Annotated in this window: 8 protein-coding genes; 7 read left to right on the plus strand and 1 reads right to left on the minus strand. The window is 69.2% G+C overall.

Going from position 1 to position 10,446, the window contains the following annotated elements; genetic code table 11:
• Positions 1-95 precede the first annotated feature (95 nt).
• Complete coding sequence (locus tag ABZ484_RS30410) at positions 96-902, plus strand: HAD family acid phosphatase (protein WP_358869136.1); 807 nt, start codon at positions 96-98, stop codon at positions 900-902.
• A 95-nt stretch (positions 903-997) separates the two neighbouring features.
• Complete coding sequence (locus tag ABZ484_RS30415; RefSeq protein ID WP_358869137.1) at positions 998-2,248, plus strand: S53 family peptidase; 1,251 nt, start codon at positions 998-1,000, stop codon at positions 2,246-2,248.
• A gap of 182 nt (positions 2,249-2,430) precedes the next feature.
• Here the strand turns inward: ABZ484_RS30415 and ABZ484_RS30420 are convergent, their stop codons facing one another.
• Positions 2,431-3,414, minus strand: a complete 984-nt coding sequence (locus tag ABZ484_RS30420) for a helix-turn-helix transcriptional regulator (RefSeq protein ID WP_358869138.1) — start codon at positions 3,412-3,414, stop codon at positions 2,431-2,433.
• 431 nt (positions 3,415-3,845) lie between these two features.
• On the opposite strand from ABZ484_RS30420, the gene ABZ484_RS30425 reads away from it, so the two are divergent.
• From ABZ484_RS30425 to ABZ484_RS30445, 5 genes are all read left to right on the plus strand, one after another.
• The gene (locus tag ABZ484_RS30425; RefSeq protein ID WP_358869139.1) at positions 3,846-5,483 is read left to right on the plus strand and encodes a S8 family serine peptidase; all 1,638 of its coding nucleotides are present in this window, start codon (positions 3,846-3,848) and stop codon (positions 5,481-5,483) included.
• 102 nt (positions 5,484-5,585) lie between these two features.
• Entirely contained in the window at positions 5,586-7,292 is a 1,707-nt protein-coding gene (locus ABZ484_RS30430) for an alkaline phosphatase family protein (RefSeq protein ID WP_358869140.1), read from the plus strand.
• Positions 7,293-7,493: 201 nt separating this feature from the next.
• Positions 7,494-8,660, plus strand: coding sequence for an MFS transporter (locus tag ABZ484_RS30435; protein WP_358869141.1), 1,167 nt, complete (start codon positions 7,494-7,496; stop codon positions 8,658-8,660).
• Positions 8,657-9,667: a hypothetical protein gene (locus tag ABZ484_RS30440; protein ID WP_358869142.1), complete on the plus strand. Its 1,011-nt coding sequence runs from the start codon at positions 8,657-8,659 to the stop codon at positions 9,665-9,667. The genes ABZ484_RS30435 and ABZ484_RS30440 overlap by 4 nt, the downstream gene beginning before the upstream one ends.
• The coding region (locus ABZ484_RS30445) for a serine dehydratase beta chain (protein ID WP_358869143.1) at positions 9,664-10,446 on the plus strand (783 nt) is incomplete at its 3' end. The genes ABZ484_RS30440 and ABZ484_RS30445, both read left to right, overlap by 4 nt.

A 10,446-nucleotide genomic window follows, 5' to 3' on the forward strand; every position in this document is an offset into this window, starting at 1 on the left:
CCGTCCGCACGGCCCCGCCTCCCACCTCACCGGCGCGCCCCGCGTGAACACGCACAGCGCGACGGCCACTCGCACCCCTCTGCCGTAGGAGCAACGTGAAAGCACGCCTGATTCCAGCGTCGTCGAAGTCGGTCAAGACGGCCATCACCGTGGCCCTCAGCGCGGTCCTGGCCACCGCCGGAATGGCCTCCGCCGCCCACAGCGACCCGACACCGACGCCCCACTACGAACGTGTCGGCTCCGAGCCGCACAACCTCGACCAACTCAAGGCACAGATCAACGCCTACTACAACGGCTACACGGACGCCTCCGGCCACCACCACATCGGCCCGCACAGCCGGTGGGCCGCTGACGTGGCCACCCAGATCGGCAAGGCCAGGTCCTACCTGGAGCAGCGCCTGGCCCACAACGCTCCGCGGATCCCGGCCATCATGCTGGACATCGACGACACCTCCATCTCGACCTACCCGGTCAACGCCGACTTCGACTTCGGTGGCGGCCCGGACGCCAGTGCAGCGGATGCACAGGCCAACGCGGACAACACCTACCCCGTCATCAAGCCGACCCTGGATCTCGCCAAGTGGGCCCACGCGCACGGCGTGAAGGTCATCTTCATCACCGGTCGGCACGACAACCACACCACGGTCACCCGTAACCAGCTCACCGCACTGGGCTTCCCCATCGACGGCCTCTACCTGCGTCCGAAGAGCAACCCGCCCTCCTACCTCCCCTGCGGCACCACCTGTACGGCGATCCCGTTCAAGTCCAACACCCGCAAGTACCTGGAGCAGGCGAAGGCCTACGACTTCATCGAAGCCATCGGCGACCAGGTCAGCGACTACGCCGGCGGCTACGACGACCGCGGCTTCAAGCTGCCCAACCCCATGTACAACATCCCCTGACCCCAACCCCCTTGTTGCAGACGCTGACGACCCCGTCCGGCCTGTCATGCGCCTGCCACTCGCTCCTGCGTTCCAGCACCCGAGAGGAAGAACCCATGCGTAGGCACACCCTCAAACGCCCTCAGCTCATCCTGTCCGCCTTCGCGGCCGGCACCCTGACGATCACCGCTCTCGCCGCAACCGGAAGGGCCAGCGCATCCCCGAACCACCCCGATCTCACAGCGCTGACCTGGCATCAACTGTGCGCCGCACCCAGCACCACGGCGGCATCCTGTGACGTCCTGAAGGTCGACCACCCGAACGAGCACGTCTCCGCATTCGGCACCACCTCCAGCGCAACGCCGTCCGGCTACGGCCCCACCGACCTCCAGAGCGCCTACAAGCTGCCCGCCGACGGAGGTGCGGGCCAGACCATCGCGGTGATCGACGCCTACGACGACCCGAGTGCCGAGAGTGATCTGGCGACCTACCGCAAGCAGTACGGACTGCCCGCCTGCACCACGGCCAACGGCTGCTTCAAGAAGGTGAACTCCTCCGGCCAGACCTTCCCCATGCCGTCCAGGGCCAGCGCCAATCAGGGCGCCGAGGACTCACTGGACCTGGACCTGGTCTCAGCGATCGCCCCGAGGGCGAAGATCCTCTTCGTCGAGGCGTCCAGCGGGACCATGACCGCGATGGGCACCGCCGTCAACCGCGCCGTCACGCTCGGAGCCAAGTACATCTCCAACAGCTACATCTTCAAGGAATCCTCATCCGACCCCAGCTACGACAAGCAGTACTACAACCACCCAGGCGTCGCGGTGGTCGCAGGCAGCGGCGACTGGGACTACTCCTGGGGAGTCGGCTACCCCTCCAGCTCCCCGTACGTGACGTCGGTCGGCGGCACCTCGCTGGTCAGGGCGTCCAACGCACGAGGCTGGAACGAGACCGTCTGGAACAGCAAGCCCGGCCAGGGCACCGGCTCCGGCTGCTCGGCGTACGAGCCCAAGCCGTCCTGGCAGAAGGATGCGGGCTGCCCCAAACGCATGACCGCGGACGTCGCAGCCGTGGCCGACCCGACACACGGCGTCGCCGTCTACGACAGCTACCAGGAAGGCGGCTGGGGCGTCTACGGCGGGACCAGCGCGGCCACCCCCGTCATAGCCGGTGTCTACGCGGACGCGGGTACCCCGGCCGCCGGATCCAGCCCGGCATCCTACCCGTACGCCCACCCGGACGCGCTCAACGACGTGACCTCAGGCAACAACGGCACCTGCTCTCCGGCCTACTTCTGCACGGCAGAGGAAGGCTATGACGGCCCGACGGGCCTGGGAACGCCGAACGGAACGGCTGCCTTCCACAGCTGACCGGCATCTCGTGCTGCGGGTGGTTCCTCCTCACCACCCGCAGCACGTCCGCGTCTGCCTGGTGGACGGCTGACCCGGCTGACGCGAGGCGGTCATCGACCGGGCGTAAACGAACGGCCGTTTCGCCCTGGCCGCTGCCGCGGGGAACCGTGGCTCCAGCGAGCATTAGGACGAACAGCGGGTCAGATCCATCCGTTGCGGACGGCGTGCAGGGCGAGTTGAAACCGGGTGACGGTGCCGGCTCGCTGGTTGAGCTGTTCGAGGTTGCGGGACAGGGTGCGGCGGCTGATGCCGAGCAGCTCCGCGATGGTTTCGTCGGTGACGCCGGCGCCGAGCAGTTCCAGCATCCGGACATGGATGGGGCGCAGCGCGGGCGGGACGCGGTCGCTGAAGTGCATGGGGAACGCCGAGCGCCAAGAGGTCTCGAAGAGCCCGGTGAGCGCGGACAGCAGGCTCGAGGGGCGCACCAGAAGCAGGGAGTCGTTGACCTCGGCCTCGACGAAGGACATCGAGACGATGGCCAGCCGCCGGTCGAAGATGGTGAGCTTGACGGGGACGGTGGGCAGCACCCGGGCCTGCTCGCCCGCGGCGACACAGGCTTGGATGTTGGCGGCGTAGTAGGCGTGGTTCTGTACGGCGGACTTGGAGTAGACGACCCGGTACTCGACGCCGCGTTGCAGGTTTTCCAGCTCCATCGGGTTGGCGCCGGCGGGGATGTGGTAGGGCGGGGAGTCGAAGCGGAGGACCTGTGATTCCACGGTGCTTTCGGCGTGCCGGATCCGGTCGGTGATCTGGGCGCCGGTGATCACCTCGACGAGGTCGTCGGTGGCCTGCGGGCATACCGAGCGCCGGTAGTCGCGGTAGGCGTTGGCCGCGGAGGTCTGGGCCTTGCGCAGTTCCGCCGCCCTGGTGTGGGACAAATGGTCGAGGGCGATGGTGGGATCCACCGGAACGGCTTCGGACCGGTCCGGTGCGCAGGCTGCTGCCAGGCCGAGTTCGACGAGGCGCCCCAGGGACTGCACGGCCTCATCGGGCTTCCAGCCGAGGTGTTCAGCCAACTCCACTGCGGCAGTACGCCCGGTGCGGAGCATGGCCAGGTAGAGTCCGGCCTCCCGGGCTGCCAGCCCGAGACAGTGCAGATGCGCCAGCAGGTCGTCGTCGCTCATGAGGGGTCCCTTTACACCGAGGGCGGACGTGGCTGCCTGGAGGCGGGGCGGAATTCAGGCGTTCCGGACGCGATGGTTCCGGCCGAGATGGTGGCACGGACGGGCAGTTTTGGAACAGGTCCGGGACGAGGAGATCCGCACCGGCCTCCGTGCGGTGAAGCTTTCCGAATTCTGCTTACCTCTCCTGTCTCCTTTCGGCCGCTGGCAACAGGTCGCCACCACGACGTCGCGCAGGGGAGTACACCAGGGCGAGCCCGGACCACCGCCGGGGCCCAGCCTCCCCCTCCCCTCTTTCTTCTGGAGCCGACGTGCGCCCACGTGCCCGCAGACCCGTCCTGGCCGCTCTTGCGGCAGCCGCACTCACCGCCCTGGCCGTGCAGCCCTCCCACGCAGCGCCGGCACCCTCTGCCGGAGGCGGGGGCGTCCGGCCCGTGGCCGGAGCCCTCGCCGACCGGTACATCGTGGTCCTCAAGGACACGGCCGGCCCCGCAGCCTCGGCACGGGACGAGGCAGCACGGCTTACCCGAGCACACGGCGGGAAGATCCGGCACACCTACACCACGGCGCTGCACGGGTATGCGGCCGAGATGACCGCGCAGGAGGCGCGCCTGACCGCCGCTGACGCGGCCGTGGCCTACGTGGAGCAGGACGCCGTGCAGCACAGCTCCACCACCCAGACCGACCCCCCGTCCTGGGGCCTGGACCGCATCGACCAGCGCAGCCTGCCCCTCGACCACGGCTACACCTACGGGACCACGGCGAGCAACGTCACCGTGTACCTCGTCGACAGCGGCCTGCGCACCACCCACACCCAGTTCCAGGACCGGGCGAGCATCGGTGTGGACGAGGTCGGCGACGGACGCAACGGGCAGGACTGCCTCGGCCATGGCACCCATGTGGCCGGGACAGTGGGCGGCAAGGACTACGGCGTGGCCAAGGGCGTCAAACTCGTCGCCGTCCGCGTGACCGACTGCAACGACAACGCGAGCACCTCGGCGATCATCGCCGCCGCGGACTGGATCACCGCGCACGCGGCCAAACCCGCCGTGGTCAACATGAGCATCAACAGCAAAAGCTCGGTGATCAGCAGCGAGGACGCGGCGATCAAGAAGTCCATCGCCTCCGGCATCACCTGGGTGGTCTCCTCCGGCAACAGCGGCACAGACGCCTGCAAGAACTCCCCCGGCGACATCGACACCGCGATCGTGGTCAACAACTCCGACTCCAGCGACACCCGCCGCTCCAGCTCCAACTACGGGCCGTGCACGGACCTCTTCGCGCCCGGCACGTCCATCACCTCCGCCTGGAACAGCAGCGACACGGCCACCAACACCATCTCAGGCACCTCCATGGCGGCCCCGCACGTCACCGGCGCCGCCGCTCTGTGGCTCGCCGCCCACCCCACCGCCACCCCCGCCGACGTCCAGGACGCACTGATCAACAGCGCCACGACCGGCAAGATAAAGAGCGCGGGCACCAACACCCCGAACCGGCTGCTCTACACCGGCGCCACCACTTCCGGCAGCGCGGTGTTCTCGGATGACTTCGAGTCGGACAAGGGCTGGCAGGTCGATGCCGCCGGCACCGACACGGCGACATCGGGTGTGCTCGAGCGGGGCATTGCGCAGCAGACCACCTCCACTCACAGCAACCAGGTCAAGCAGCTCACCGCGGCCTCCGGCTCCTACGCGCTGACCACCGGCGCGGCGGCCGGCGCAGCCTACGGGGACAACGACCTGGACGGCGGCAAGACCACCGTCTTCTCCCCGCAGATCACCCTGCCCGCCGGCGGCCCGCTGACCCTGCACTTCACCTACAACGTCGCCAACGGCGACAACTCCGGCACCGACGACTACCTGCGCATCCGTGTCCTGGACGGCACCACACCCACCACGGTGTTCGAGAAGACCGGATCGGCCAGCGAGGTCGCCGGGCAGTGGCAGACCGCCACCGCCGACCTGTCCGCCTTCGCCGGCAAGACCATCCGCGTCTACCTCGAAGCCGCCGACGCCGGCAACGCCAGCCTCTTCGAAGCCCAACTCGACGACCTCACCATCACCCAGGGCTGAAGGCCCACCGGTCTCCGCCGCTGCGACGCCGAGCGGACCAGCGGCGGTGCGGCACCACCCGTCTCGTTCCCCTTCCAACCCCTCATGAGGAGGTCAGCACTCATGCGCCGCTTGCGCATCGCAGCCCTGGCCGGGGCTTCGGCCCTCGCCCTCCTGACCGGAGCAAGCCTGCTCTCGTCATCCCCGCAGCACGCCGCCAGAAGCTTTTCGGCGGATCCCGTCGCCTCGGCCGTCCCGCAGTTCGACCACGTGGTCGTCGTGATGTTCGAGAACAAGAACTACTCGACCATCAAGGGCGGCTCCAGCGCTCCCTACCTCAACTCCCTCGCCTCCCAGGGGACGCTGTTCACCAACGCCTTCGGCGTCACCCATCCCAGCCAGCCGAACTACATCTCCCTGTTCTCCGGCTCCCAGCAGGGCGTCACCAACGACGACTGTCCCAAGTCGTTCACGACCGGCAACCTCGGACAGCAACTCCTCAACGCCGGCCGCACCTTCAAGGGCTACTCCGAGGGGCTTCCCAGCGCCGGGTACACCGGCTGCAGCAGCGGCAACTACCGGCGCAAGCACGCACCCTGGGTGGACTTCCCCACCGTGAGCGGCTCCGCGTACAACGTGCCGTACTCGTCGTTCCCCAGCGACTACAGCAAGCTGCCCACGGTCTCGTTCGTCATCCCGAACATGTGCAACGACATGCACGACTGCTCCGTGGGCACCGGTGACAGCTGGATCAAGAACAATCTCGACGGCTACGTCCAGTGGGCCAAGACGCACAACAGCCTGCTGATCGCCACCTTCGACGAGGACAACTTCACCTCCGTCAACCAGATCTACACCGTCTTCGCCGGCGCGCACGTCAAGGCCGGCTACCAGTCGAACACCCAGATCAACCACTTCAACGTCCTGCGCACCATCGAGGACATGTACGGCCTGCCCGCCCTGGGCAACGCGTCCGGCAAGTCGCCCATCACCGACGCCTGGACGTCCTCCACATCCGCACTGGCCGTCACCGATCCCGGCGGTCAGAGCAGCACCGTCGGCCAGGCGGCCTCGCTGCAGCTGGCCGCCTCCGGGGGCAGCAGCCCCTACTCCTGGTCGGCCACCGGGCTGCCCGCCGGGCTGTCGCTCGACTCCACGACCGGACGGGTCACCGGCACTCCGACCACCGCCGGTACCTCCACGGTCAAGGCGACCGTCAAGGACGCCACCGGCGCCACCGCGTCCGCCTCCTTCACCTGGTCCGTGACCGCCTCCGGTGGCACCAGCACCGTGTTCTCGGATGACTTCGAGTCGGACAAGGGCTGGCGGGTCGATGCCGCCGGCACCGACACGGCGACATCGGGCGTGCTCGAGCGGGGCATTGCGCAGCAGACCACCTCCACTCACAGCAACCAGGTCAAGCAGCTCACCGCGGCCTCCGGCTCCTACGCGCTGACCACCGGCGCGGCGGCCGGCGCAGCCTACGGGGACAACGACCTGGACGGCGGCAAGACCACCGTCTTCTCCCCGCAGATCACCCTGCCCGCCGGCGGCCCGCTGACCCTGCACTTCACCTACAACGTCGCCAACGGCGACAACTCCGGCACCGACGACTACCTGCGCATCCGTGTCCTGGACGGCACCACACCCACCACGGTGTTCGAGAAGACCGGATCGGCCAGCGAGGTCGCCGGGCAGTGGCAGACCGCCACCGCCGACCTGTCCGCCTTCGCCGGCAAGACCATCCGCGTCTACCTCGAAGCCGCCGACGCCGGCAACGCCAGCCTCTTCGAAGCCCAACTCGACGACCTCACCATCACCCAGGGCTGACCAGTAGCCCCCTGATCCGCTGGAGGCCGGAACCGCTCCCCTCGGTCCGGCCTCCAGCACCCCTTTTTTCCGACCGCCCCCGAGGAGGCGAACCCGGCCGTGTATCTGTCCACCATCGACCGATCCAGAGGAGACGGCACGCGCCGGGGCCCCCGCGCAACAGCCGCCACAGTCGGTGCCAATGTTCTGGCGCTCGGGACGGTGAGTCTGCTCACCGACGTCTCCGCGGAAATGGTCACCGCCGTCCTGCCTTTGTACTTCGTCCTCACTTTGCAGCTCAGCCCGGCCGCCTACGGTCTGATGGACGGCCTCTACACCGGCGCGACCGCCTTGCTGCGGCTGGTCGGAGGGTATGTGGCCGACCGCTTCCGCAGGCGCAAGACGGTCGCCGCGGCCGGCTACGGCATCTCCGCCCTGGCCAAGCTGGGCCTGGTGGCCGCCGGATCCTCCCTTCCCGTACTCGGCGCGGTCATCGTCGCCGACCGGGCCGGAAAGGGACTGCGCAGCGCACCACGCGATGCGCTCATCACCCTGTCGGTTCCCGAACCGGTGCTCGGCCAGGCGTTCGGTGTCCACCGGGCCATGGACAGCATGGGCGCCTTCGCGGGGCCGCTGGCCGCGCTCGGCGTCCTGGCGGCCGTCGGGAGGACCAGCCCGGCGGCCTTCGACGCACTGTTCGTCACCAGCTTCTGTGTCGCAGCCGCCGGGCTGCTGGCCTTGGCCGTGTTCACCCGCGACCGCCGCGACGAGCAGCCCGCTGCCACCCCCGTCAGTCTGAGGGCCGCCGCCCGACTGCTGCACGCCGCCTCCGTCCGCCGACTGCTCTGTGCTGCCGGGCTGCTGGGGCTGGCCACCGTCGGTGACGGCTTCGTCTACCTGCTGCTGATGCGGCGCGAGTCCGTGTCGACCGGCTGGTTCCCGCTCATGGCGGTGGGCACCAATCTCGTCTACCTGCTCCTCGCCGCTCCGCTCGGGGCTTTCGCGGACCGGCACGGCCGCCGCACCATGCTGCTCGCCGGCTACGGTGCGCTCGTCGCGGTCTATCTGCTGCTGTGCAGCCCACTGCCGGGCATCCCCGTGACCATAGCCGTGCTCTGCTGCTACGGCGCGTTCTACGCCGCCACCGACGGAGTCCTGATGGCCCTGGCCGGCCCCCTGCTGCCGGCCGGCCTGCGCACCACCGGCCTGGCCTGCGTGCAGACCGTCCAAGCCCTTGCCTACTTCGTCTCCTCCGCCGCCTTCGGGCTCGCCTGGACGACATGGGGAACCACCACGGCGACCGCGGCCGCCGCGGTCACCGCGGTCCTGGCCGTCACCGTCACGGCCGCCGTCCTGGCAGGCCGCACACAGCAGGAGGCCGCCGCGTGACCAGCCGCACCACCCGCATCACGATCCAGATCGCCGCAGTCACCGCACTGGCCGTCGTAGCGGTCCTGGCCATCGTGATCGCCAGAGGGACCGGATCGTCCGCCCAGGCAGCGACCGGCCAGATCTCCCTGGCTCCGGGACCCCGCCTGGTGGCACGCAGCACCGCCTCGGACAGCACCGGCCGCCTGGTCTCCGTGTCGGCGGACGACCCCGCCGCAAAGCGCACCGTCTCGTCCCTGTCCTGCGCACGGGTGTACGCGGCCGGCGGCACCGGTCTCTGCCTGCGCCTCGATCCCGGGCTGACGACCTACCAGCTCGCCGTACTCGACACGCACCTGAAGACAGTCCGGGAGATCCCACTGGTCGGAGTGCCCAACCGGGCCAGGGTCTCGCCCAGCGGCCGGATGGTCGCCTGGACCGTCTTCGTCACCGGCGACTCCTACAACGGCGGACGCTTCTCCACCCGCGCCGGCATCCTCGACACCCGCACCCAGGAGCTGATCCCCACCCTGGAGGACTGGTCGGTCACCGTGAACGACAAGCCCTACCGTGCCCGGGACCTCAACTTCTGGGGCGTCACCTTCACCGCCGACGACCGTCACTTCTACGCGACCATGTCCACCGCCGGCCACCGCTACCTCGTCCTCGGTGACATGGCCACCCACCACCTGACAGCACTCATGGACAACGTCGAGTGCCCCTCGCTGTCTCCCGACGGCACCCGCATCGCCTTCAAGTCCGCCCGCGGCGGAGACCCCGCCCACGGCTGGCGCCTGTCGGTCCTCGACCTGGCCACCCGCCACATCACCCCACTCGCCGAGACCCGCAGCGTGGACGACCAGGCCGCCTGGATCGACCCGCGGACCGTCGCCTACGCCATCCAGCGGGGCCGGGGCCACTCCGATGTGTGGAAGGTCCCCGCCGACGGCACCGGAACCCCCCGCATCCTCATCCCCGACGCGGAGTCCCCCGCCGCCCTCGGCACCACCACCCAGGAGGCCCAGTGATCAGCGCTTTCGATCTCTTCACCGTCGGTATAGGCCCTTCCAGCTCCCACACCGTGGCACCGATGCGCGCCGCCCGCCTCTTCGCCACCGCCCTGGCCGCAGCGGCACTTCTCAACCGCGTCGAGTCCGTACGTATCGAGCTGTACGGATCGCTCAGCGCAACCGGACCGGGCCACGGCACCGACAAAGCAGTCCTCCTCGGCCTGATGGGCGAGGAACCAGCGACCGTCGACGTGCAGACGGCCGACGAACGAGTGGGCCAACTGGCCCAAGACCGGCGCGTCCCTCTGCTGGGCGTCCGTCCGGCCGACTACGACCTCGTGCTGCACGCACACGCCCTGCCCCAACACCCCAACGCCCTCACCTTCACCGCCTGCGACCACAACGGGCTCGTCCTGCACACGCAGACCTACTACTCGGTGGGCGGCGGGTTCCTGCACGGCGAGCAACCCGCTACCGCCGCCGACGGCCGGAGCGTGCCCTACCCCTTCGGATCCGGTGAGGAACTCCTCGGACAGACAGGAGACCGCCGGATCAGCGATGTCATGCTCGCCAACGAGGCCACCTGGCGCCCCGAGGGGGAAGTCCGCTCCGGCCTGCTGGCCATCTGGGACGTCATGCGGGACTGCGTACGCCGAGGCTGCGAGAGCGACGGCATCCTGCCCGGCGGCCTGAACGTCCGGCGCCGCGCCCCAGGACTTCACCGATCCCTGGCACAGGTGAGCCCCGGCGAGGACCCGCTGCACATCATGGACCGCGTCGCGCTGCACGCCCTGGCC

Source organism: Streptomyces sp. NPDC006393, assembly GCF_040628575.1.
Lineage (GTDB): Bacteria > Actinomycetota > Actinomycetes > Streptomycetales > Streptomycetaceae > Streptomyces.